Below are 24,252 nucleotides of genomic sequence, written 5' to 3'. Positions count from 1 at the left end.
CCTCATCGCCTACGGGTCGGCCGCGGCCGCGCGTCATCGCCAACAACGGGCCGAACCCGGTCGGTGCCCGCTGCGGCCATTCGCGGCCGGCACAACCCGCCCCGCGAACGCTATCGACAACGCTTCGCAACCGTCGTGCGCCGGCGCCAGCCCGTATTGCACGCTGACCGTCAGTCGGACGACACGGGCAACTCGTTTCCCTGCGCAGCACCGCATTGATGGCAATGCGGGAAGAAGAAGAAATTCCGGCCACCGCATTCGCATACATTGAAAAGCCTCAATCCGCAATGGACGCAGAACGTGGAGTCGTCGCCGCCGAGATTCCATTGTTTGTCGCATGACGGGCAGCGCTTTTTTTCGAGTGACCGCACGGCTTTTTCGTATCCGATCGTGCGCGCACGCTCTCCCCGATCCTGCTGCAATTCGAGCCGTTTGCGTTCGGCATAGCGCTGAAATGCCTTCATCATGTAAAGGCCGGCGAATACCGTGAGCGCAATGCCGACCAGGACCCGGACATAGCCGCCGAAATTCGGCAGGTACGGGACCAGTTCGATGAAAAACGCGCTCAGTGCAAACAGGCCAAAGCCATACACGAAAGGCCAGTAGCGCATCTTGCGGTAGCGTATGAACAGCCAGATCGCAACCAGCAGTATCGGTAACGTCAGCGCAAGCCGCAGTCCGAACACCTGCATCTCGTAATGCCGTGTTGCCGCGTCGAGGCGCCGTTCGGCCGCCGCGTCCGCTTCGGCGATTTGCGTGTCTACTTGAGTCTGCTGCGACGTCAGTGCCCGTTGCTGGTCGCCGATCGCATCGATCTGACGCTGCCAGCTGACCACCACGGCCTGGAGCATATCCAGCTTGTGCGTTCTCGCCAGAATGTCCGGGTCCCGCGCACTGTCTCCCGTCACCGAGCGGGTTGCCAGCCAGTTGCGGAAACTTTCCTTCTCGGCCGCGTACTCCTTCGCGGCGCGGCCGCGCGCGACTTCCATGGTGTCGACCTTCTCGGCAAGCGCGTCGTGCTGCGCCTGCAGTTGGCGCCGCGCCGCGTCCAGCCGCGCTTTTGCCGGCGCATCGGCGAATTGCTCGATGACGGGCGGGCCCCCGCTCGGGGCGAACGCCATGTCGCGGATCACGAGACTGCCGAGCATGTTCAGAAAGACAGCGAAGACGATCGCAATCACCCATGAGGCGAGTCGCAGGAGCCGCGCTGGACTGGTCAGGCCGTCGCCGGAAGTCATCATTGTTTTTTTCCTTGGTTGGAATGGTTTCCATTGCCATCAATCGCGATGCGACCGTCGATTGTCTCTTTCTCGCCGATTACAACCCGACACCGCCCTGATGCCGCATGCCGCCCCGTCGCCGCCGCTTGCATGCGCTGGATCGAGGGCCAGAAACCGGACGTTCGAAAACGCCTGCGGTCAGCCCATCGACTCCGCTCCGGGCGGAGCAAGCTCCGTCGGCACAACATTTCCGGGATGAAAACCGGTTGCGCGTGACAGCGCGATGCGACGCTGAACGCGCATCCGTTGCAATTGGGAGCGGATTCGCGCAAGCCGACTCGCGTCTGCCGGGAACTTTACCGCAGACTTGCCGGGCTGCCGCACGAACGCGCGCTTCCGCTGCCGGCCGGGAACGTCAACGTCATATAGAATGGTGCGCTTTGCCTGCCCTCCTATGTGGTTCAAGAATCTTCAGCTTCATCGTCTTCCGGCACCTTGGGCCGTTACCCCCGACCAGATGGAAAAGTGGCTGGCGCCTCACGCGTTCCAGCCCGGCAACAGCGTCGACATGCAGAGCGCCGGATGGGCGTCGCCGCGCGACGACGGCGCGCTCGTGTATTCGATCAACCGGCAGATGCTGCTGGTGTTTCGTGCCGAAAAGAAGCTGCTCCCGGCGTCGGTCGTCAATCAGGTGACCAAAGCACGTGCGGTTGAAATCGAGGAGCAGCAGGGCTTCAAGGTAGGCCGAAAACAGCTGCGCGAACTCAAGGAGCAGGTTGTCGACGAACTGCTGCCGCGCGCGTTCAGCATTCGCCGCGATACCCGCGTGTGGATCGATACGGTGAACGGCTGGCTCGTCATCGATGCGGCGTCACAGGCGCTGGCCGACGACGTTCGCAGCCTGCTCGTCAAATCGATCGATCAGTTGCCGCTCGCCGGCGTTCATGTGGCGCGTTCGCCGGTCGCCGCGATGACGGATTGGCTGCTGTCCGGCGAGGCGCCGGGCGGATTCACCGTGGACCAGGATGCCGAGTTGCGCTCGAGCGGCGAAGGCGGCGCCACGGTGCGATACGTCGGCCACGCGCTGGAAGCGAACGACATGCGCCGGCACATCGAAACCGGCAAACAGTGCATGCGCCTCGCGATGACCTGGGACGACCGAATCTCGTTCGTGCTGACACCGTCGCTGACAATCAAGCGTGTCACGCCGCTCGACGTCATCAAGGAAGCGACGGATCCCACCGCGCAGAATGACGATGAACGCTTCGACTCGGATATCACGCTGATGACGGGGGAATTGGGGCGGATGCTGACCGATCTTGTCGAGATCCTGGGTGGCGACCGGCACGAATCGGTTCATCAGGCGGCAGCAGCCTGATCGCCGTCGTCGTCGAGGATCATCGCCCCGCGACGGCGGGGCTTCGCGCCGGCGCGACAATTCGATCAGGACCGCCGCCACCGAGGCGGCGGGTCGCGGCCGGGCGCTCGCGCCCCTGAAGAGACAGTCTCGAATCGGCATGGCCGGCGGACCATCGAAACAACAACACCCTGCCGATCCGCGGCGTTCATATGCGTCGCCCGCACGCCGAACGGGCGCTGCTACCCACCGCCCCCGCTCTCCTCGCCCCACCCCGCGCCCCCTGCAAGCCTTCTGACGCTTCCCGCGAAATCCTTATCGAAATTGCTTCGTTCGCCTTTGCCGGCCACGCCGCTAACGTGTTCAAAACGGCGGCGGCCCGCCAACCGCATCGCAGGATGCACAGCGGCCGCCGTCATCACGACAACAATGTCGCGATAGCGGAACAGACCGGACGGGCCGCGTGCCCGCACCCCGCCAGGAACGTCCGCATCGTGCGCCCTTCGCGATGCCCATGGCCACGAACGACCGCATCATCGATACGACGCCGCTCGACGTCCGCGCGCAGCCGCTGATCGACGCGCTGATCGACGAGTATTCGACCCGTTACGACGCGTACCGCCCCGACAGCCGCGCGTCCGCCCGCGACGAACTCGCGCGCTATCCGGCCGAACTGTTCGCACCGCCCGAAGGCGCGTTCGTGCTGCTGCTGCGCGACGGCGAAACGGTCGGCGGCGGCGCGTTCAAGCGCTACGACGCACAGACCGCCGAGCTCAAGCGCATCTGGACACACGGCGACCTGCGTCGCCAGGGCCTCGCACGGCTCATCGTCGCGGCGCTCGAACTGCGCGCCGCGCAGCAGGGCTACCGCCGCCTCTACCTGACCACCGGCTTTCGCCAGCCCGAAGCGTGGGCGCTCTACGACCGCACCGGCTATACGCGGCTGTTCGATTCGTCGATCGACCCCGAAGCGTATTTCCACCTGCGGTTCGGCAAGGATCTCATCGATCCGTCACGCACGTCGACGCTCGCCGACCTGTGGGCACCGGTGCCGGAACCGGCGCTGCCGCGCTGACGGCGCAACGCCCCGCATTTCACCTCGCACCCTCCGCTTTCCACGACAGGACGTTTTCATGCAACGAGCCGTATCGCTTTCTTCCCGTGCCGCGCGCACGCTGGCCGCCACGCTGATCGGCCTGACCGCATTCGCAGCCGCAGCCGCGGCCACCGCTGCGACGTTCGACCTGAGCCCCGAACAGCGCGGCCGTCCGCGCGGCACGGCTGACGCAGCGGTCGAACGCGCGGTGCCCGCATCGTTCAAGTTCGCCGAACCCGGCACGCTGACGATCGGCATCGCGCCGAGCCTGCCGCCGATCAGCTCGTATGCGACCGACGCACGCACGGTAATCGGCTTCGACGCCGACATCGGCCAGCTCGTATCCGACAGCCTCGGCCGCAAGCTGAAGATCGTCGCGCTCGCCTGGGCCGACTGGCCGCTCGCGCTCGAATCGGGGAAAGTCGACGCGGTGATCTCGAACGTCACCGTCACCGAGGAACGCAAGCAAAAGCTCGATTTCTCGACCTACCGCAAGGACCAGGTCGGTTTCTACGTGCGCAACGACAGCAAGATCCAGGCGATCCGCGAGCCGAAGGACGTCGCGGGGCTGCGCATCGTGACCGACGCCGGCACCAATCAGGAAAAGATCCTGCTCGCCTGGGATCGCGACAACGTCGCGCACGGGCTGAAACCCGTGCAGATCCAGTACTACGACGATCAGGCGATGCGCATCGTCGCCGTGCAGTCGGGCCGCGCCGACGCGGTGTTCAGCGTGAACTCGGTGCTCGCGTACCAGAGCGCGCAGCAAGGCAAGACGCGGCTCGTCGGCGCGATCAGCGGCGGCTGGCCGCGCACGGCCGACATCGCGATCGCGACGCGCCGCGGCAGTGGCCTGGCCGATCCGCTGACCGTCGCGCTGAACGGGCTGATCAAGACCGGCCGCTACCAGCAGGTGCTCGACCGCTGGAATCTCGCGTCCGAGGCGATCGACCAGTCGCGCACGAATCCGCCGGGGCTGCCGAAGAGCTGAACGCCGCGCCCGCCCACCGTCCATCCACGCTTACGCAGGAACGCCGCCCATCATGTCTTATTCGCTTTCGCTGCTGGACAAGAGTCCGATCGCCGACGGCGCGACCGCCGCCGACGCGCTGCGCTTCACCACGACGCTCGCGCAGCGTGCCGAACGGCTCGGCTACGAACGCTTCTGGGTCGCCGAGCATCACGGCACGCCGGGCTTCGCCAGCTCGGCGCCCGAAGTCGTCGTCGCGCACCTGCTCGCGCATACGTCGCGCATCCGTGTCGGCTCGGGCGGCGTGATGCTGCAGCACTACAGCCCGTTCAAGGTCGCCGAGACGTTCAAGCTGCTGGCCGCGCTCGCGCCGGGCCGGGTCGATCTCGGCATCGGCAAGGCGCCCGGCGGGTTGCCGCTGACCACGCGCGCGCTGCAGTGGTTCCACGACAAGGCGCGCAAGCCCGACTTCGCGGGCCAGCTCGCCGAGCTCGACGCGTTTCTCGGCTGGGGCGTCGCGGAAGATCATCCGCTCGCCGGCGCGGTCGCGATGCCGGTGCCGCCGCAACTGCCCGAACGCATCCTGCTCGGCGGCTCGCCGGACAGCGGTGCGCTCGCCGCACGCAACGGCTGGCGCTTCTGCTACGCGGGGCATTTCAACGGCGACGACGCGAATCTCGAACGCTCGCTCGATGCGTATCGAAGCGCAGGCGGCACGAAACCGCTCGTCGCACTGTACGCGGTCGCCGCGCCGACACGCGACGCTGCCGAACAACTGATCGGGCCGCTGAAGATCTTCAAGCTGCAGTTCGCGGGCGGCCAGAGCTTCAACCTCGCCAGCGCGCAGGCGGCCGCCGAGTTCGCACGGCAAAGCGGCGCGTCCGACTACCGGATCGACGAGTTGCGCCCGACGGTCCTGGCCGATACACCCGAGCGCATCCACCGCGCGCTCGACACGCTGAGCCGGCGGCTCGACGTCGACGCGTTCGTGATCGATTCCCCGGTGACCGACTACGCGGCGCGGCTGGCATCGGCCGAATGGCTCGGCGGCGCGCTGTCGGCCACGCCATTGCAGGCGGCCCTCGCGGCCGACCGCTCCTTCTCCCCTGACCAGAACGCGTGACGCTCCCATGACGACCCGACGATCGATCCCCTTCGGCCTGATGCTGCAAGGCGCAGGCAGCCACATGAATGCATGGCGGCATCCGAGCAACCCGCCGGACGCGAGCATCAACCTCGATTTCGCGATCGGCATCGCGCGCAAGGCGGAAGCGGCCGGCATCGCGTTCGCGTTCGTCGCGGACGGCCTCCACATCAACGAGAAGTCGATCCCGCACTTCCTGAACCGCTTCGAGCCGCTGACCGTCCTGTCGGCGCTGGCGGTCGCGACGAAGAAGATCGGGCTTGCGGGCACGATCTCGACGTCGTACAGCGAGCCGTTCACGGTCGCGCGCCAGCTCGCGTCGCTCGACGCGATCAGCGGCGGCCGCGCGGGCTGGAACGTCGTGACGACGCCGCTCGAAGGCACCGCGAAGAATTTCGGCAAGGCGCACCCGGATCACGAACTGCGCTACGAGATCGCCGACGAGTACCTCGACGTCGTGCAGGGCCTGTGGGACAGCTGGGACGACGACGCTTTCGTGCGCGACCGCGCAACCGGCCGCTTCTTCGATCGCGACAAGCTCCACACGCTCGATCACCACGGCCGCTTCTTCCAGGTCGCGGGCCCGCTGAACATCCAGCGCTCGCCGCAGGGGCAGCCGGTGATTTTCCAGGCCGGTTCGTCCGACACCGGGATCGGCCTCGCAGGCAAATACGCGGACGCCGTGTTCACGCATTCGCCGTCGCTCGAGGAAACGGCCGCATTCACGCGGCGCGTGAAGCAGAGTGCGATCGATCACGGCCGCCAGGCCGACGACGTGAAGATCTTCCCCGGTGTCGGGCCGATCGTCGGCCGCACGGCCGCCGAAGCGGAAGACAAGTACCAGGCGATCCGCGACCTGTTGACGATCGACGAGGCGCTCGCGTACCTCGGCCGCTATTTCGACCACCACGACTTCACGCAGTACGCGCTCGACGCGCCGTTCCCGGAACTCGGCGAGCTCGGCCGCAACAGCTTCCGCTCGACCACCGACCGGATCAAGGCCGACGCGAAGCAGAAAGGCCTGTCGCTGCGCGAGACGGCACTCGCGGTCGCCACGCCGCGCCCGAACTTCATCGGCACGGCCGAGCACGTCGCCGACGAACTGATCCGCTGGCACGACGCGGGCGCCGGCGACGGCTTCATCCTCGGCTTTCCGGTGCAGGCGCAAGGCGTCGACGATTTCGTCGAACTCGTGATTCCGGCGCTCGAGGCGCGCGGCCGCTACAGCCGCGACCTGCCCGGCTCGACGCTGCGCGACCACCTCGGCCTGCCGCGCAAGGCGAGCCGCCACGCGACGCCCGGCGCCGCGCACGAAACGGCGGCCGAAGCACACGCGTGACGCCACCGCGCCGCCCCTGCGCGGCGCGCCTGCCCGACAGATTCGAGGAATTCCAGAAACCATGAGCGACACGACCCATCTCGGCGGCGCGCTGCCGCCGCTCTCTTCCCCCGTCGCGCGCGACGCCGGCACGCGTTTCCGGATCGTGCCCGCGCGCCACCGGTCGCGCACGGCCGGCACCGTGCTCGCGCTCGTGCTGATCGCGATCACGCTGCATTCGATCCTCGGCAACCCGCAATGGGGCTGGCCGGTGTTCGCCGAATGGTTCCTGTCGCCGCCGGTGCTGTCGGGGCTCGCGCGCACGCTGGTGCTGACGCTGCTCGGCGCGGTATTCGGCCTCGTGCTCGGCGCGTTCGTCGCGCTGGCCCGGCTGTCGCGTTCGCGGCTGCTGTCCGCAAGCGCATGGACCTTCGTGTGGCTGTTCCGCTCGATACCGCTGATCGTGCTGCTGCTGATCCTGAACAACCTCGGCTACCTGTACGAGCATGTGCGGCTCGGCGTACCGTTCACCGGCATCGTGTGGTTCGAGACGCCGACGACCGACCTGATCAGCCCGTTCCTCGCGGCCGTGCTCGGCCTCACGCTGCACCATGCGGCGTTTTCCGCCGAAGTGATCCGCGGCGGCATTCTCGCGGTCGACCAGGGCCAGCTCGAAGCGGCGGCCGCGCTCGGGCTCCCGCGCGGCCGCCAGACCACGCGAATCGTGCTGCCGCAGGCGATGCGCGCGATCCTGCCAACTGCGTTCAACGACCTGATCATGCTCGCGAAAGGCACGTCGATGGTGTACGTGCTCGCGATGCCGGAGCTGTTCTACACGGTCCAGGTGATCTACCGGCGCAACCTCGAAGTGATTCCGCTGCTGATGGTCGCGACCGTCTGGTACCTGATCATCCTGACCGTGCTGTCGGCGATCCAGGTGCAGGTCGAGCGGCACTATGCGCGCGGTGCGTTGCGCAATCCGCCGCCGTCGGTGCTCACGTTCGCGCTCGCGCGTATCGGCGTGCTGTGGCAGCGTGTCATCCCGCGCCGCGCCGCATCGATCGCACCGGCCGAAAGCGATGATGCGTATGCCGTTGCCGGTGCCGCCGCGTCGCGCACCGGCGGCGAAGTGGCCGTGCACGGCGTGTCGAAGCAGTTCGGCATGCAGCGCGTGCTCGACAACGTCTCGTTCGTCGCGCCGCGCGGCAGCGTCACCGTGATCGTCGGGCCGTCGGGCTCCGGCAAGTCGACGCTGCTGCGCACGATCAACCATCTCGAACGCGTCGACGACGGCTTCATCGACATCGACGGCGAACTGCTCGGCTATCGCCGCGACGGCGACGTGCTCTACGAGCTGAAGGAGCGTGACGTGCTGAAGCGGCGCACGGCCGTCGGCATGGTGTTCCAGAACTTCAACCTGTTCCCGCACCTGACGGTGCTCGAAAACCTGATTGAAGCGCCGGTCGCCGTCGGCGGCGCGACGCGCGACGCGGCCGAACGCACGGCACGCACGCTGCTCGCGCGTGTCGGCCTCGCGGATAAAGCCGATGCGTACCCGCGCCAGCTGTCCGGCGGTCAGCAGCAGCGCGTCGCGATCGCGCGGGCGCTCGCGTTGCGTCCGAAGGTGCTGTTGTTCGACGAACCGACGTCCGCGCTCGATCCCGAACTCGTCAACGAAGTGCTCGACGTGATCAAGGAACTCGCGCGCTCGGGCACGACGCTCGTGATCGTCACGCACGAGATCGGCTTCGCCCGCGAAGTCGCGGACACCGTACTGTTCATGGAGCGCGGTCGCATCGTCGAGGCCGGGCCGCCGGCCGCCGTGCTCGACGCGCCGTCGCATCCGCGCACGCGCGCGTTCCTGTCGCGGGTGCTGTGATGCGCATCGCCACCAACCTGCGAGGGCCCGCGCGATGACCGACCGGCGCCAGTTCATCACCGCCGCGCTGGCTGCGGCAGCCGTCCTGCCGTGGCAAGCCGCGCACGCCGCTGCCGCAACGGCCGATCTCGACCCGCGCCAGGCCGGCCGTCTGCGTGCCGGGCGCGACGACGCGGCGATTCATGCGGCAAGCGGCTACCACTGGGTGCGCGACGGCGCGTTCACGGTTGCGATTTCACCGCATGCGCCGCCCGTGTCGACCTACGCGACCGACGCGCGTACCGTGGTCGGCGCCGATCCCGACTATGCGCAGCTCGTCGCCGACGCACTCGGACGCACGCTCGTGCTGGTACCGATCGCATGGGCCGACTGGCCGCTGGGGCTGGCGTCCGGCAAGTACGACGCGGTGATCTCGAACGTCGGCGTGACCGAGAAGCGCAAGGAGAAGTACGACTTCACGACCTACCGGCTCGGGCTGCACGGCTTCTATGTGCGCACCGGCAGCCCGATCGGGAAGATCGCCGAGCCGAAGGACGTCGCGGGCCTGCGGATCATCACCGGCGCCGGCACGAGCCAGGAGCGCATCCTGCTCGAATGGAGCAAGCGCAACGTCGCGCAGGGGCTGAAGCCGGCCGAACTGCTCTATTTCGACGACGATGCCACGGCACGTGTCGCGCTGCTGTCGGGCCGCGCCGATGCGGAGCTGAACCCGAACGCGTCGCTCGCGTACGAGGCCGCGCGCAGCGGCAAGATCCGCCGCGTCGGCGTCGTCAATGCGGGCTGGCCCGCCAATGCCGACGTCGCGATCGCGACGCGCCGCGGCAGCGGGCTCGCACCGGCGCTGACGCTCGCGACGAATGCGCTGATCGGCAGCGGCCGCTACGGGCAGGCGCTCGCACGCTGGGGCTTGCAGAGCGAGGCCATCGCGCGTGCGGAAACCAATCCGCCGGGGTTGCCGTCGTTCTGAAGCATGAAGGCAATCGCCCCCGCATGCCGCGATGGACATGCCGGGGCGATTCAAGCGACGGCTTGTCGATTTACGCCGGCACCGCCGCCCGATACCGGTCGAGTTCCGCAATCTGCGCGTGTATCGCCGGAATCAGGTCGCGCCCGTAGGCCAGCGCATCGTCGAGCGGATCGAACCCGCGAATCAGGAACGTCGATACACCGAGCCGGTAGTACGCGCCCAACGCCCGCGCAACCTGTTCCGGCGTGCCGACCAGCGCGGTCGAATTCCAGCGCGCGCCGGTCAGGTTCGCGACGCCCATCCACAACCGCTCGTCGAGCACGTCGCCCTGTGCGGCGGCCGCCATCAACCGCTGCGAACCCGCATTCTGCGGCGCATGGCCTGCGATCGGCAGGCCATGCGCGAGCCGCGCCGCGCGCACGCGCTCGCGGATCGCCTCGGCCTTCTCCCATGCGGCGGCCTCGGTATCGGCAACGATCGGCCGGAACGACACGCTGATGCGTGGCGCACGCCCGAACGGCGCGGCGGCGGCCCGCACGCGCGCGATCTGCTCGCGCACCGCGTCGAGCGGCTCGCCCCACGTCATGTAGACGTCCGCATGCTCACCCGCGACCGTCAGCGCAGCCGGCGACGATCCGCCGAAATAGATCGGCACATGCGGCCGCTGCGCGCCCTTCACGAGCGGCGACGCGCCGCGCAGCCGGTAGAACGCGCCGTCGTGATCGACCGGTGCATCGGCCTGCCAGATCCGCTTCAGCACGTCGAGGTATTCGCCGGTGCGGCGGTAGCGCGCATCGTGCGGCACGAAATCGCCGTCGCGCTGCAGGTCCGTATCGTCGCCGCCCGATACGACGTTCAGCGCGAGCCGGCCGCCGCTGAACACGTCGAGCGTCGCGATCTGCCGCGCGGCGGCCGACGGCACGATCACGCCCGGCCGGTGCGCGAGCAGGATGCGGATACGCTCGGTCGCCGCCGCTGCGAACGACGCGACGATGAAGCCGTCCGCCGCGTTGCTGAAATGGCCGACCAGGATCTGGTCGAAGCCCGCTGCCTCGTGCGCCTGCGCGAAACGGCGCACGTAGTCGGGCTGGACGGCCGCGCCGCCCGGTACGTCGACCTCCGCGCCGGGTGTCGCGGTGATCATGCCGATGATGTCGACTGGCATGTCGGGATGTCCTCTTAGCGTTCGATGGGGAATCGCGGCAATGGCCGCACGCTCATTGCGCGGCGGCCGTCTTCTGCGCAGGCGCCGCGAACGCCCCCGCATACGAGCGGTCGAGCAGCTTCGACGTGTCGTACGCAGCCGGAATCACACCGGCCTTGTGCAGGAAGTCGGCCGTGTTCTGCGCGTCCTTCGCGGCCGTTTCGTCGACCGGGCCCACGCGCTGCTTCGCATTGTTGAGCCAGCGGTACGCAACGTCGGGTTCAAGCTTCGCGCGCTTCGCCCACAGGTCCGCGTACTCGCGCGGATGGCTGTCGACCCACTGGCGCGCGGCCACCACGCGCCGCAGGAAATCGGTGATCTCGGCGCGCTTGCCCGACGCCGCCTGCTCGTTCGCGGCGACGAAGCTCAGCGCCGGCATCAGCCCCTGCGCGGTCGTCACGGGCCGCGCGCCTTGCCGCAAGGCGAGCGTGCTGACGAACGGCTCCCACAGCGACACGGCGTCGACCGAGCCGTTCGCGAGCGCGTTGGTCGCATCGATCGGCATCAGGTAAGCGTACTTCACCGAATCGGCGCACAGGCCCGCGTGTTCGAGCGCGCGCAGCACGAGCTGCTGGCTCCATGCGCCGCGCCAGACCGCGATGGTCTTGCCCTGCAGATCGGCCACGGTACGCACCGGCGAATGCTTCGGCACGAGGATCGCGACGCCGTCGAGGCTTTGCCGCGATACCGCGACGACCTTGACCGGCGCGCCGCGCGCGGCCAGCGTCAGCAGCGCGGAATCGCCGAGGAAGCCGACGTCGATTGCGTTGCCGTTCAGGCTTTCGGCGACGGGTGCGGCGGCCTGGAAATGCTTCCACTCGATCGTGTACGGCAGGTCCTTCAACACGCCGGACGCCTCCATCGAGGCCTGGATGTTGAAGTAGTTCTGTTCACCGACGCGCAGCGTGACGGTGTCCTTGGCAATGCCCGGCTGCGCGGCAAGCGCCAGCAAGAGCGCCGTGACGATTCGGCTCAACAACGTGATCTCCCGGAAGGTTGGCAGGCTGCCGCGCGATGGCGGCGCCCTTTGTCCGCCGTGCGCGATGGCCGGCGAAACCGATGCAACCGATGCAACCGATGCAACCGATGCAACCGATGCAACCGATGCAACCGATGCAACCGATGAAGATACGTCGATCCACTTCATGAGACAAACGCAATATTCTTCTATGGAAAGATGCAAATATTTTATGAAGCAACCGACCACGCCCTCGTGCTCGCCACCGGCCTCCGTCACGTGTCGTTCGAATGATTCCTCGATAGATATTTCGTGCGCGAAATAAATCCCGAACTATATTTCGCATACGAAACAACTACCCGGAACGAGGACGCCCATGACCGCCCAACCCATCGAGTTTTCGGCCGCCGACGGCTACGTGCTGCACGGCACGCTGTGGTCGCCGGACGCCGCGCCGCGCGCGCTGGTGCTGATCCATCCGGCGACGGCCGTGCCCGAGCGGCTGTATGCGGGCTTCGCACGCTTCCTGACCGAACGCGGCTTCGCGGCGCTGACCTACAACTATCGCGGCATCGGCGCATCGCGGCCCGCGCGCCTGGCCGCGCTGCGATCGCGCATGCGCGACTGGATGGAGCTCGACGTGGGCGCCGCGACCGCATGGGCGCGGCAGGCGTATGAAGGGTTGCCGCTGCTGGCGGTCGGCCATAGCGTCGGCGGGCATGCGATCGGGCTGTCCGCAAGCACGCCGCATCTGCGCGCCGCCGTCCTCGTCGCCGCGCATGCGGGCAGCACGCGGCTGATCGCGCAGGCGGCCGAGCGCCTGAAGGTACGGCTGATCCTGCGTGTGCTCGGACCGCTGATGTCCGCGCTGCTCGGCTACGTGCCCGGCAAACGGCTCGGGCTCGGCGAGGATCTGCCGGCCGGCGTGTTCCGCGAATGGAGCCGCTGGACGACGCTGCCGCACTATTTCTTCGACGATCCGACGCTCGGCGCGGCCGAACGTTTCTCGAAGCAACGGTTGCCCATCCTCGCACTCGGTTTCAACGACGATCCGTGGGCCAACCCGGCCGCGATCGGCCTGCTGGTAAGCTATCTGACCCGCGCGAAGGTCGAACGCCGCCAGATCGATCCGCACGCGGCGGGCAGCGGCCCGGTCGGGCACATGGGCTTCTTTCGCAGCCGGCCCGGCACCGTGCTGTGGCCCGACGTCGCCGACTGGCTCGCGCAGGCGCTCGACACGCCACGCACCGCGGGCCGTCCCTCCCTTTCCATTGCAGCCGGGAACCCAGCTTGAGCGAAGACCGACGACTGTTTTTCATGTTGAACATCGGCCAGCGGCGCGTGCAGCGCTGGATCGACCGCAAGGCCGAAACCGAGACGCGCGCGAGCGCCGCGCAGGCCGGCGCGTTGTTCTGTCTCGCGAAGCAGGATGGTGCGCTGATCGGCGAAGTCGGCGCCGCGCTACAGCTCGCGCCGTCCGCGATGACGGGCCTTGCCGACCGGATGGCGAAGGCCGGCCTCATCACGCGTCATGCCGATTCCGACGACGGCCGCGCAACGCGGCTGTACCTGACCGACGAAGGCCATGCGGCGCTCAAGCGGGCGCGCGTGCTGCTGCGCGAACTGAACGGCAAGCTGTGCGACGGGTTTTCCGACGACGAACTCGATGTCGTCGCGCGCTGGCTGCACGCGTTGCAGGAGCGGTTTCCGGCAGAGCGCTGAGCGAAGGCGGCAACATCGTGTCGTTGCCGCCTTCGCTGACACCCCGCGAAAGCTGACATGCGTGCCGCCGCACCGGCAACGCGGCGGCACGCACACCGCAACGCGTCAGGCAGCCTGCGGAATTGCAGCGACCACGGGTTCCGCTTTCAGCGCCGCGACCTTGCCGATCGTATCGACGCAGGCATGCGCGAGTTCCGCGCCCTTCACGAGGAAGTGCTCGTGGAAGTAGGCGACATGCTCGGCGCCGTGGAAATGATGCGGCGTCAGCACCGCCGACAGCACCACCACGCCGGTTTCGAGCTGCACCTGCATGAGGCCGGAAATCACCGCTTGCGCGACGAAGTCATGGCGATAGATGCCGCCGTCGACCACCAGGCCGGCGCACGCGATGGCCGCGTACTTGCCGGTTTTCGCGAGCAATTTGGCATGCAGCGGAATTTCGAAAGCGCCTGCCACTTCGAAGAAATCGCAATCCGCCTGGCTCAGGTTCGCGTTGGCGAGCCCGTCGACGAACGCGTTTCGGCACTGGTCGACGATCTCCTTGTGCCAGCACGACTGGACAAAAGCGATACGCGGCGCGGCAGTTTGAGAGGGGGAAGCAAGTTGGGTCATCGATGGGTCCTGTGTGAGTTGAATGGGCGCACAGGGACAAGCCGCGTACCTTGCGTACGCAACGAACCCCGCTCTCTCTCATCCGGACTTTAACCGTCGGCCCCGGAATCAAACCGGGTCTGCTGACCTTGCCGGACACATGCGTGCCGGCAAGCGCTCGCGGGCTACGCGCAATCGCGCGATTACCGCCGGTGGGGAATTTCACCCCGCCCTGAGAACGTTCGCGGCACATTGGCCGCGCCGGAAATCTATCACACTCTCGACGTGCAGGCGCATGGACATCGCCGCTCGCCTCATGCGCTCGGCGCACCCCGTCCCACGTTTCCCGCCATCGCCCCTCCGCTCCAGCCGCCCTTTTCACCGATCCGACAGAAACCCGACGGGAACCTGCCATCCGGCTTGGAATTTGAAATGATATAACATATCATTTCGGGTGCTCGTCCGCCCGACGCTGTTCCACTGTGGGTGGCCGGGCCTCGCCGAGCCATGTTCCAACGGGTCACTGCGCGTCATTGACGCAACAATATATCGTATCTGGCGGTGACCCGCATCGCTCGTTATCCGATCCGATTCCAACCGATTCACCGACCATGCGCGACCTCCCTCGTCTACCGCTTCGCCCGCTCTCGTCTCTTTCGCTGATGCTGTTCGCCGCCGTCGCCCACGCGCAGACCGATACGCCCGCGTCGTCGAATCCGGCACCGGCCGCCGCCCCGCTCGCGCCGATCTTCGTGACCGCGAACCCGCTCGGCGACACCGAGCCGATCGCGCCGACCGTGCAGCTTTCCGGCGATGCGCTGACGCGCCGCCAGGCCGATTCGCTCGGCGAAACGCTCAACGGGCTGCCCGGCGTGTCGACCACGACCTACGGACCGATGGTCGGCCGCCCGATCATCCGCGGAATGGACGGCGACCGGATCCGGCTGCTGCAGAACGGCGTCGCGGCCTACGACGCGTCGTCGCTGTCGTACGACCATGCGGTGCCGCAGGATCCGCTGTCGATCGAACGCGTCGAAATCGTACGCGGCCCGGCCGCGCTGCTGTACGGCGGCAACGCGGTCGGCGGCGTGGTCAACACGATCGACAACCGGATCCCGCGCGAAGCGATCCAGGGCGTGACCGGCGCGCTCGACGCGCGCTACGGCGGCGCCAATTCCGTGCGCGCCGGTGCCGCGCAAGTCGAAGGCGGCAATGGCCGCTTCGCGTTCCACGTCGACGCGTTCGACCGCGAAACGAGCAAGCTGCGGATTCCCGGTTACGCGCGCAGCAGCCCGCAACGCGCGATCGACGGCCCCGACACGCCGCAGCCGGAAGGCAACGTGCCGAACAGCGACGGCCGCGTGCATGGCGGCGCGCTCGGCGCGTCGTACACGTGGGCCGACGGGTTCGCGGGCCTGTCGTACAGCGGTTACGAATCGAACTACGGCTCCGTCGCCGAAAGCGACGTGCGGCTGCGGATGCGGCAGGAACGCCTCGCGTTCGCGTCCGAGATCCGCAACCTGAGCGGGCCGTTCACGCAGCTGAAATTCGATTTCGCTTACACCGACTACCGTCACAAGGAAGTCGACAACGGCGAAACGGCGACCACCTTCCGCAATCGCGGCTACGAGGCGCGCATCGAGGCGCGGCATCGCAAGATCGGCCCGTTCGAAGGCGCGATCGGCGTGCAGTTCGGCCAGAACACGTTCTCCGCGCTCGGCGACGAAATGCTCGTGCCGTCCACGCGCACGAACAGCGTCGCGCTGTTCGGCCTCGAGGAATGGCAGGTCGTCCCGGCGCTGAAGCTGAGCCTCGGCGGCCGCTTCGAGCATGTGAAGGTCGATCCCGATCCGGGCGGCGTCGAGAAATTCGCGGGCGCGCAGCCGCGCGACTTCAACGCGGGCAGCCTGTCGGCCGGCGCGCTGTTCTCGCTGACGCCGGTATGGTCGGTCGCGGCGAACGTCGCGTACACCGAACGCGCGCCGACCTTCTACGAGCTGTATTCGAACGGCCCGCACGATGCGACCGGCCAGTTCCTGATCGGCAACCCGAACGCGTCGAAGGAAAAAGCCGTGTCGACCGACCTGTCGCTGCGCTATGCGAGCGGGCCGAACCGCGGCAGCGTCGGCGTGTTCTACAACCGCTTCTCGAACTACCTGACCGAGTACAACACGGGCCGCGTCGTGAACGACGACGGCGAACCCGTCGCACCCGGCACCGACGGCTCGCTCAACGAGGCGATCTATCGCGGCGTGCGCGCCGAGTTCTACGGTATCGAGCTGGACGGCAAATGGCGCGCGTTCTCGCGACGCGGCCATACGGTCGATCTCGAACTGACGGCCGACTACACGCATGCGCGCAACGTCGACACGGGCCAGCCGCTGCCGCGCATCGCGCCGCTGCGCGCGACGCTCGCGGCCGACTACGGTTACGGCCCGTTCGGCGCGCGCGCGCAGGTCACGCACGCGTGGTCGCAGCATCGCGCGCCCGACAACGACTTCTCGACGGACGGCTACACGTCGCTCGGCGTGATGCTGACCTACAAGTTCCGCGTCGGCCCGACGCACTGGCTCGCGTACCTGCGCGGCGACAACCTGACGAACCAGGAAATTCGCTACTCGACGTCGGTCGTGCGCGGCTTCGCACCGCAAGGCGGCCGCAGCGCGATGGCCGGGTTGCGCACCACGTTCTGACCCCACACGGCTCGCGGCGCCCGCCGCGAGCTTGTCGGGCGCGCCGACATGGCGCGTCCGACTCTGTTAATCCTCCCATCGCGCCAATCGAGCGGCGCACGCCGAGCACCCGCATCGGCGTCCTTCCGGGATTCGTCGAAAACGAAATTCCGTTATTCACCCATAAATCGAAACAAAATCATCAGACGATTATTGGCAAAAAGACGTTTCTTGTTTCACCAATAAAACCGGTTTCAAATTCCACGTATAAACCCTTTAATTACGGGCGACCCGAGGCTTTTTGATCAAGATCAAGAACGCCCAACTGGCAACGGTTTCAGCACTAAAAAATGAATATCAGGGTTTTCGAAGGGTAAAGAAATATCCCGTATACCCGTTAATGCCGGCACGAGCCCGTATCTGGTCGAACAATAAATTCCATTTGCCAACCACTCGCGCAGAGGCACAACGTGAAAATCGCCAGAATGAGCATCAAAACAAAACTCCTTGGCGGCTTCGGCTTGCTCGCCGCGGTCGTCGTGATCGTGTCGGGCATGGCCCTCAAGGCACTGTCCGATACGAATGCCGAGTTTTCCCGCTACATGAACGGCATCAGCGCGCGGGCGAACCTGTCCGCGCAAATCCGCACCGCAGTCGACCGTCGCGCGATCGCCGCGCGCAACCTCGTGCTGGTGACCAAACCGTCCGACGTCGAGGTCGAACTCGCCGAAGTGAACCAGGCGCACAAGGATGTGCAGGAACATCTCGCGAAGCTCAAGGACATGATGGCGAACGCGACCGACACCTCCGATCGCGCACGCGAACTGGTGGGCGACATCGTGCGGATCGAAGGCAGCTACGGGCCGGTCGCGCTGCGCATCGTCGGGCTCGCGCAGGCCGGCAAGAAGGACGAGGCAACCGCCGACATCGACGACAATTGCCGCCCGCTGCTCGCGCAGCTGGTGCGCGCGACCGACGCATACGCAACCTATACGCATGAACGCGAACTCGCGATCGCGCAGCAATTCGCGGACCGCTACGTGATGGAGCGCAACCTGCTGGCCGGCATCTGCCTGATCGCGGTCGCGGTCGCGGTCGCCGGCGGCCTGTGGCTGACGCGCAAGATCACGGTGCCGATCGGCTCGGCGGTGGATGTCGCGCGCACGGTGGCGGACGGCGATCTCGGCAGCCGTATCCAGGTGAGCGGCAACGACGAGACGCGCGACCTGCTCGAAGCGCTGCGGACGATGAACGAGCGGCTGATCGGCATCGTCGGCCGCGTGCGCGATTCGTCGAACAGCATCGCGCATGCGGTGAGCGAAATCGCGTCGGGCAACCTCGATCTGAGCCAGCGCACCGAGGAACAGGCCGCGTCGCTGCAGGAAACCGCGGCGACGATGGAGCAGTTCACGTCGACGGTGCGGCTGAATGCGGAAAACGCGCAACAGGCGAGCACGCTCGCCGCGAATGCGTCGGACGTCGCGCAGCGCGGCAGCTCGGTGGTCGGCCGCGTGGTGGATACGATGACGGAGATCGGCCTCAGCTCGTCGAAGATCGCCGACATCACGGGCATCATCGAAGGCATCGCGTTCCAGACCAACATCCTCGCGCTGAACGCCGCCGTCGAAGCGGCGCGCGCGGGCGAACAGGGCCGCGGCTTCGCGGTCGTCGCGAGCGAGGTGCGCAGTCTCGCGCAGCGTTCGTCGACGGCGGCGAAGGAAATCAAGGAGCTGATCTCCGTGTCGGTGCAGACGATCCAGGACGGCTCGGCGCTCGCGGGTGAAGCCGGCAAGACGATGTCCGACGTCACGCAGGCCGTCGCGCGCGTGACGGACATCATGGGCGAGATCGCCGCTGCGTCGGCCGAACAGAGCCGCGGCATCGACCAGGTGAACCTGACGATCACGCAGATGGACGAGACGACGCAACAGAACGCGGCGCTCGTCGAGCAGGCTGCAGCCGCATCGAAGTCGCTCGAGGCGCAGGGCCGCGAACTGTCCGAAACGGTCGCCGCGTTCCGGATGCCGTCCGGGGCACACGCGGCGGCGTCGGGCACGCATCCGCAGGGAGCCGACATGCGGCACTGGCAACCGGCCACCGCGTAACGAAACGCGAAAGAGACGACGATGCGCACGCTGTTCCGCTCATCCGCCTGCATCGTGCGTACGTGCACCGCACGATGCGCGGCCACGCGCGGGACGCGGTTCGGCAGCGCATCGTCGCCATCCGGTGCGCGAAGGATCACGCGCGCACAACGACGCGCAGCGCCGGTCCGCGTCGCGCGTTCGCGGCCCACTTTCAGGTAGATCGCGCATCGGCATCGGCGCGCCCGGCATCGGCTTTCATTGCCGCCGATCCCCATTCCGTCGTGCGCACATGCACGTCGTCGCGGACGATCGCACGTCATGCGTCCGCACGCTGCCTTGCGTCGCGCACGCTGCGTTCGCAGCGACGCGCAAGTTTCGATCCTGCCCGCATTTCGTGCGTTGCCACACCGGCGTCATGGAAATCGCGCTGCATTCGCACTCGCGACGTTCGTCGATACAGACTTTTAAAACGAACGAATGACGAGTATGCTTAAAAAAGCACCCCCCGTTCGGACGGCGAATCGCGTGCCCTGACTCCCGTCCGTTCGCATTGCGGCCCCATCGCATCGCGCCCCGCGCGTCGATGGCGGCGTCTGCTTCTCGCGCCTCGGCCGCACGAATCTTTCCCCCAACAATTATCAGGAGAGCTAGTGAGCCGACTCGTCGTCGTATCCAATCGCATCGCAGACCCCCGTAAAGCCGCGGCCGGCGGCCTCGCCGTTGCCGTGAAGGACAGCCTGCAGGAAACCGGCGGCGTATGGTTCGGCTGGAGCGGCAAGCTACGCGGCGGCGACGATCAGCCTACGCATGGCGACGACGTGCAGATCCAGAACGTCGGCGGCATCCAGCTCGCGACGATCGACCTCGATCCGCAGGATTACGACGCGTACTACCTCGGCTATTCGAACAACGTGCTGTGGCCGGTGTTTCACTACCGGCTCGATCTCGCACAGTTCGACCGGCGCTTCGCCGACGGCTACCGGCGTGTGAACCAGTTGTTCGCGCGCAAGCTGCGCACGCTGCTGCGGCCCGACGACACCATCTGGGTTCACGATTACCAGCTGATTCCGCTCGCCGCCGAGCTGCGCGCGATGGGCTGCACGAATCCGATCGGCTTCTTCCTGCACATTCCGATGCCGCCGCCGCCGATCATGGCCGCGATCCCGGAACACGAATGGCTGATGCGTTCGCTGTTCGCGTACGACCTCGTCGGCTTCCAGACCGAATCGGATCTGCTCCACTTCGAGCATTACGTCGAAGCGGAAGCGGGCGCGGCGCGGTTGCAGGATGGCCGGCTGCACGCGTTCGGCCGCACGCTGTCGGCCGGTGCATTCCCGATCGGCATCAACGTCGACGAATTCGAATCGCTCGCGCGCGATCGTGACGGCATCGACATGTTCGACCGGATGCGCGACGAATATTCGCGCCGCCAGTTGCTCGTCGGCGTCGACCGGCTCGATTACACGAAAGGGTTGCCGCAGCGCGTGCATGCGTTCCGCCAGTTGCTCGAACAGTATCCGGAGAACCGCGACCGCGCGACGCTGATCCAGATCGCTGCACCGAGCCGCGAGGATCTCGGCGCGTACGACGACCTGCGGCGCGAGATGGACAGCCTGTGCGGCGCGATCAACGGCGACTACGGCGAGCTCGAATGGATGCCGATGCGCTACATTCACCGCACCGTCGCACGCAAGCGCCTGCCGGGCCTGTATCGCGCGAGCCGCGTCGCGCTCGTCACGCCGCTGCGCGACGGGATGAACCTCGTCGCGAAGGAATTCCTCGCCGCGCAGGACGCGGCCGATCCGGGCGTACTCGTGCTGTCGCGTTTCGCCGGTGCGGCCGAGCAATTGAAGCCGGCGCTGCTCGTCAATCCGTACGACACGCAAGGCACCGCGCAGGCGATCCAGCGCGCGCTCACGATGCCGCTCGAGGAACGCCGCCAGCGTCACTCGGCGCTGATGGCGATCGTGCGCAAGACCGACGTGCACTGGTGGCGCACGCGTTTTCTCGACGCGCTCACCGAAGCAGCCGAAGTCGCGGCCGCGACCGAATCCTGACGCGCCGACGCGCGCTCACGCATCCGTCGCCGCGAATTCGAGCGTCGCGCCGTTCATGTCGCACACGTCGACCGAAATCGGGATGCCCGCGCGCATGCTCTCGGTCACCACGCAATACGCATCGAACCGGTCGAGCACGCGCGTCGCCGCCGCGAGATCGGCCCACGTCTTGCCGATCGACAGCCGCACGGCCATCGCCCCCACGCGCACCCGCCCTGCTTCGTTCTGCACCATGTCGACGTCGATATGCGCGGCAATCGGCTGTGGATCGACGTGCTGCTTGTCGAATGCGAACAGCAGGCTCGCCGACAGACAGCTCGCAACAGCCGCGGCCAGCAACCGGATCGGGTTCGGCCCGCATCCTTCGCCGAGCGGCGGCGGTTCGTCGGTGAGCACCGGCGCCAGCGTCGTGCCGGCAAACCTGACTTCGAAGCGGAAACGCGCCTGCTGCGCGACATCCACCGATACGTGCGCGTCGCTCATGGCGACTCCGTGACTGGAAAGAGGGAAAGAAAGCGCGGCGCATCGACAGGTCGACGCGCGCCGCCCGCAGGTCGGCGCAGCGCGTTCAGCGATCGGGGTCGCGCGGCCGGCCGTACGCGACGAAATCGCGCTCGACCGCAGAAGCCTGCTCCGTTTCGATGGCGCCGCCGCGTGCGCCCGCTTCGTCGGGGGGCGCCGACGGGGCCGACGACGCATCGACGCGCCCGTCGATCAGCGCCTGAAGCGCGTCGCGTTCGAGCACCTCGCATTGCAGCAGCCGTTGCGCGATGCGTTCGAGTGCATCGCGGCGCTCGCCGAGCGTCGCGGCCACCCGCGCATGCGCATCGGTCAGCAGCGTGCGCACTTCGTCGTCGATCATCCGTGCCGTGTGCTCGCTGCAGCGGCCGTCGCCCGCATGCCAGGCGCCCGGCATGCCCTGGCGCGCATCGCCGTCGTCGAACGTCGCGAGTCCGATCTTCTCGCTCATCCCGTACTGCATGACCATGTGACGCGCCATCGCGGTCGCGCGTTCGAGATCGTTCTGCGCGCCGGTCGATACATCGCCGAACACCAGCTCTTCGGCCACGCGCCCGCCGAGCAGCGCATCGATCCGGTCGAGCAGTTCGCTCCGGCGCAGCACGTAGCGATCCTCGGTCGGCACCTGCTGCGTATAGCCGAGCGCGGCGACGCCGCGCGGAATGATCGACACCTTCTTCACCGGGTCGCAATGCGCGCGGCTTTCCGCGACGAGCGCGTGACCGGCTTCGTGATACGCGATGGTCAGCTTCTCCTGCGCGTTCATCACGCGGCTCTTGCGCTCGAGGCCCGTCAGCGCGCGGTCGATCGCCTCGTCGAAATCGGCCATGCCGATCGCCGGCTTGCCGAGTTCGGCCGCATGCAGCGCTGCCTCGTTGACGACGTTCGCCAGATCGGCGCCGACGAAGCCCGGCGTACGCGACGCGAGCTCGCCAAGGTCCACGTCGGCCGCGAGCTTCACGCGCTTCACGTGTACGCCGAGAATCTGCCGGCGGCCGTTCACGTCGGGCCGGTCGATCGCGATGTGGCGATCGAAGCGGCCCGGCCGCAGCAACGCGGGATCGAGAATCTCCGGCCGGTTCGTCGCGGCCATGATGATCACGCCGGAGCCGGCCTGGAAGCCGTCCATCTCGACGAGCAGCTGGTTGAGCGTCTGCTCGCGTTCGTCGTTGCCCGACATCGGGCCGACGCCGCGCACCTTGCCGAGCGCATCGAGCTCGTCGACGAACACGATGCACGGCGCCTTCTGCTGCGCCTGCTCGAACAGGTCGCGCACGCGCGCCGCCCCCACGCCGACGAACATCTCGACGAACGCCGAGCCGCTGATCGAGAAGAACGGCACGGCCGCTTCGCCGGCCACCGCACGCGCGAGCAGCGTCTTGCCGGTGCCCGGTGCGCCGACGACGAGCACGCCCTTCGGGATCTTGCCGCCGAGGCGCTGGTAACGGTCGGGATTGCGCAGGAACGCGACGAGCTGCTGCAGCTCGGCTTTCGCTTCGTCGATGCCCGCGATGTCGTCGAACGTGATGCCGGTTTCCTGCTGCACGTACACGCGCGCGCGGCTCTTGCCCATCCCGGTGAAGTCCTGCAGCCCGCCGCGCCGGCGCAGCATCATGTTCCACACGAACACGAACAGCACGAGCGGCAGCAGCCACGACGCGAGCGCGGCGATCCAGCCCGTGTCGGGCGTGCCGTGATAACGGATGCCGGCGGCGGTCAGCGTGTCGGTCAGGTGCTCGTCGGTCACGCGGTTGGTCGTGAAGCGCCACGGCGCGCCGGCCTGCTGCACGGCTGCGGCCTCGGATGCCGGCAGCATCGTGCCGGCCTGCGGCATCTTCAGCGTGCCGGAGATCGACGCGGGGCCGACCTCGAGATCGTCGACGAGCCGCGCGGCGACGAGCGTGTGGAAATCGCTGTACGCGATCGATGCCGACGACGGGTGCAGCATCAGCAACTGCGCGGCGAACAGCACGAAGAAGCCCGCCGCGATCAGCAATCCCGGGTAGTCGAATTTCCTGTCCATGGCATCGGGCCGGCCTCGTGTGCTGCGCGGCGTGCGCTCACGCGGGCACGCGCGCGCAACCGGCACGCGGCATCGGCGGCCCTGCGAAAACGGCATCCATCCGCGCCATCGTCGCCTCGCTGTGTCGCCTTGTTTCGTCGCATCGACGACGCCGCGACGACACCGTCGGCCGGCGCCGCCGGGCGATCCTCGCCCGGGCGGCACGCCGCGACGCGCCGCCCCTGAATCCAGTCTAGCTCGCGCAAAGGCGTCGCGCATTGCCCGCCGCGCGAGTCGATTCGTCCGACAAACGGCTTTCATTCGCGGCACTCGGCGCGTTATAGTCGCGTTCGTGACATTTTTATGACAATTCGATCGCCGGCCTTTCCGCGCCGCGCCCGGCATTGCATTTCGTCACGCATCGCGGCAGCCTGAGCGACGCCGCCGCACATCGAACGATACCGCCCACCCGCCCATTCGAGGAGCCCA

General features: G+C 67.4%; 18 protein-coding genes and 1 riboswitch. Of the genes, 12 read left to right on the top strand and 6 right to left on the bottom strand.

What is annotated here, in order from left to right:
* Positions 1-170: 170 nt before the first annotated feature.
* Positions 171-1,238, bottom strand: a complete 1,068-nt coding sequence (locus BLA15945_RS09365; protein ID WP_407045095.1) for a hypothetical protein — start codon at positions 1,236-1,238, stop codon at positions 171-173.
* Positions 1,239-1,674: 436 nt separating this feature from the next.
* On the opposite strand from BLA15945_RS09365, the gene BLA15945_RS09360 reads away from it, so the two are divergent.
* The 7 genes from BLA15945_RS09360 to BLA15945_RS09330 all read left to right on the top strand — a co-directional run bounded on the left by BLA15945_RS09360 (position 1,675) and on the right by BLA15945_RS09330 (position 9,951).
* Positions 1,675-2,598 (top strand): recombination-associated protein RdgC, encoded by a 924-nt coding sequence (locus tag BLA15945_RS09360; RefSeq protein ID WP_174992260.1) that lies wholly within the window; start codon positions 1,675-1,677, stop codon positions 2,596-2,598.
* 493 nt (positions 2,599-3,091) lie between these two features.
* Complete coding sequence (locus tag BLA15945_RS09355; protein ID WP_059240510.1) at positions 3,092-3,652, top strand: GNAT family N-acetyltransferase; 561 nt, start codon at positions 3,092-3,094, stop codon at positions 3,650-3,652.
* A 58-nt stretch (positions 3,653-3,710) separates the two neighbouring features.
* Positions 3,711-4,664 (top strand): ABC transporter substrate-binding protein, encoded by a 954-nt coding sequence (locus BLA15945_RS09350; protein WP_174992134.1) that lies wholly within the window; start codon positions 3,711-3,713, stop codon positions 4,662-4,664.
* A 52-nt stretch (positions 4,665-4,716) separates the two neighbouring features.
* Positions 4,717-5,766: an LLM class flavin-dependent oxidoreductase gene (locus BLA15945_RS09345; protein ID WP_059240508.1), complete on the top strand. Its 1,050-nt coding sequence runs from the start codon at positions 4,717-4,719 to the stop codon at positions 5,764-5,766.
* Between the two features lie 7 nt (positions 5,767-5,773).
* Entirely contained in the window at positions 5,774-7,126 is a 1,353-nt protein-coding gene (locus BLA15945_RS09340; protein WP_174992133.1) for an LLM class flavin-dependent oxidoreductase, read from the top strand.
* A 61-nt stretch (positions 7,127-7,187) separates the two neighbouring features.
* Entirely contained in the window at positions 7,188-8,984 is a 1,797-nt protein-coding gene (locus BLA15945_RS37955) for an amino acid ABC transporter permease/ATP-binding protein (RefSeq protein ID WP_174992132.1), read from the top strand.
* A 34-nt stretch (positions 8,985-9,018) separates the two neighbouring features.
* A complete protein-coding gene (locus BLA15945_RS09330) occupies positions 9,019-9,951 on the top strand; it encodes an ABC transporter substrate-binding protein (protein WP_174992131.1) in 933 nt (310 codons plus the stop codon).
* A gap of 70 nt (positions 9,952-10,021) precedes the next feature.
* Here BLA15945_RS09330 and BLA15945_RS09325 read toward each other — a convergent pair whose 3' ends face one another.
* On the bottom strand, positions 10,022-11,116 hold the full coding sequence (locus tag BLA15945_RS09325) for an LLM class flavin-dependent oxidoreductase (protein WP_059240505.1): 1,095 nt from the start codon (positions 11,114-11,116) through the stop codon (positions 10,022-10,024).
* A gap of 52 nt (positions 11,117-11,168) precedes the next feature.
* On the bottom strand, positions 11,169-12,134 hold the full coding sequence (locus BLA15945_RS09320; RefSeq protein WP_174992130.1) for an ABC transporter substrate-binding protein: 966 nt from the start codon (positions 12,132-12,134) through the stop codon (positions 11,169-11,171).
* A gap of 355 nt (positions 12,135-12,489) precedes the next feature.
* On the opposite strand from BLA15945_RS09320, the gene BLA15945_RS09315 reads away from it, so the two are divergent.
* Together BLA15945_RS09315 and BLA15945_RS09310 are read left to right on the top strand one after the other, a co-directional pair.
* Positions 12,490-13,407: an alpha/beta hydrolase family protein gene (locus BLA15945_RS09315; protein WP_174992129.1), complete on the top strand. Its 918-nt coding sequence runs from the start codon at positions 12,490-12,492 to the stop codon at positions 13,405-13,407.
* The gene (locus tag BLA15945_RS09310; RefSeq protein WP_059240503.1) at positions 13,404-13,835 is read left to right on the top strand and encodes a MarR family winged helix-turn-helix transcriptional regulator; all 432 of its coding nucleotides are present in this window, start codon (positions 13,404-13,406) and stop codon (positions 13,833-13,835) included. Before BLA15945_RS09315 ends, BLA15945_RS09310 begins: the two co-directional genes overlap by 4 nt.
* Positions 13,836-13,940: 105 nt before the next feature.
* On the opposite strand, the gene BLA15945_RS09305 is transcribed toward BLA15945_RS09310, so the two are convergent.
* Positions 13,941-14,447, bottom strand: a complete 507-nt coding sequence (locus tag BLA15945_RS09305; protein ID WP_174992128.1) for a 6,7-dimethyl-8-ribityllumazine synthase — start codon at positions 14,445-14,447, stop codon at positions 13,941-13,943.
* Between the two features lie 66 nt (positions 14,448-14,513).
* Positions 14,514-14,670, bottom strand: a riboswitch (FMN riboswitch).
* 367 nt (positions 14,671-15,037) lie between these two features.
* On the opposite strand from BLA15945_RS09305, the gene BLA15945_RS09300 reads away from it, so the two are divergent.
* From BLA15945_RS09300 to otsA, 3 genes are all read left to right on the top strand, one after another.
* A complete protein-coding gene (locus tag BLA15945_RS09300; RefSeq protein WP_233464160.1) occupies positions 15,038-17,119 on the top strand; it encodes a TonB-dependent receptor in 2,082 nt (693 codons plus the stop codon).
* A gap of 464 nt (positions 17,120-17,583) precedes the next feature.
* Entirely contained in the window at positions 17,584-19,203 is a 1,620-nt protein-coding gene (locus BLA15945_RS09295) for a methyl-accepting chemotaxis protein (protein ID WP_174992127.1), read from the top strand.
* 632 nt (positions 19,204-19,835) lie between these two features.
* A complete protein-coding gene (gene otsA / locus BLA15945_RS09290; protein WP_059240498.1) occupies positions 19,836-21,242 on the top strand; it encodes an alpha,alpha-trehalose-phosphate synthase (UDP-forming) in 1,407 nt (468 codons plus the stop codon).
* Positions 21,243-21,257: 15 nt separating this feature from the next.
* On the opposite strand, the gene BLA15945_RS09285 is transcribed toward otsA, so the two are convergent.
* Together BLA15945_RS09285 and ftsH are read right to left on the bottom strand one after the other, a co-directional pair.
* Positions 21,258-21,725, bottom strand: a complete 468-nt coding sequence (locus BLA15945_RS09285) for an OsmC family protein (protein ID WP_059240497.1) — start codon at positions 21,723-21,725, stop codon at positions 21,258-21,260.
* A gap of 85 nt (positions 21,726-21,810) precedes the next feature.
* On the bottom strand, positions 21,811-23,784 hold the full coding sequence (gene ftsH / locus BLA15945_RS09280) for an ATP-dependent zinc metalloprotease FtsH (RefSeq protein WP_174992126.1): 1,974 nt from the start codon (positions 23,782-23,784) through the stop codon (positions 21,811-21,813).
* Positions 23,785-24,252: the final 468 nt, after the last annotated feature.

The sequence above is a fragment of the Burkholderia arboris genome, assembly GCF_902499125.1.
GTDB classification, from domain to species: domain Bacteria; phylum Pseudomonadota; class Gammaproteobacteria; order Burkholderiales; family Burkholderiaceae; genus Burkholderia; species Burkholderia arboris.
Note: the sequence above shows the minus strand (reverse complement) of the source record. Positions and strands in the feature narration are given on the sequence as shown.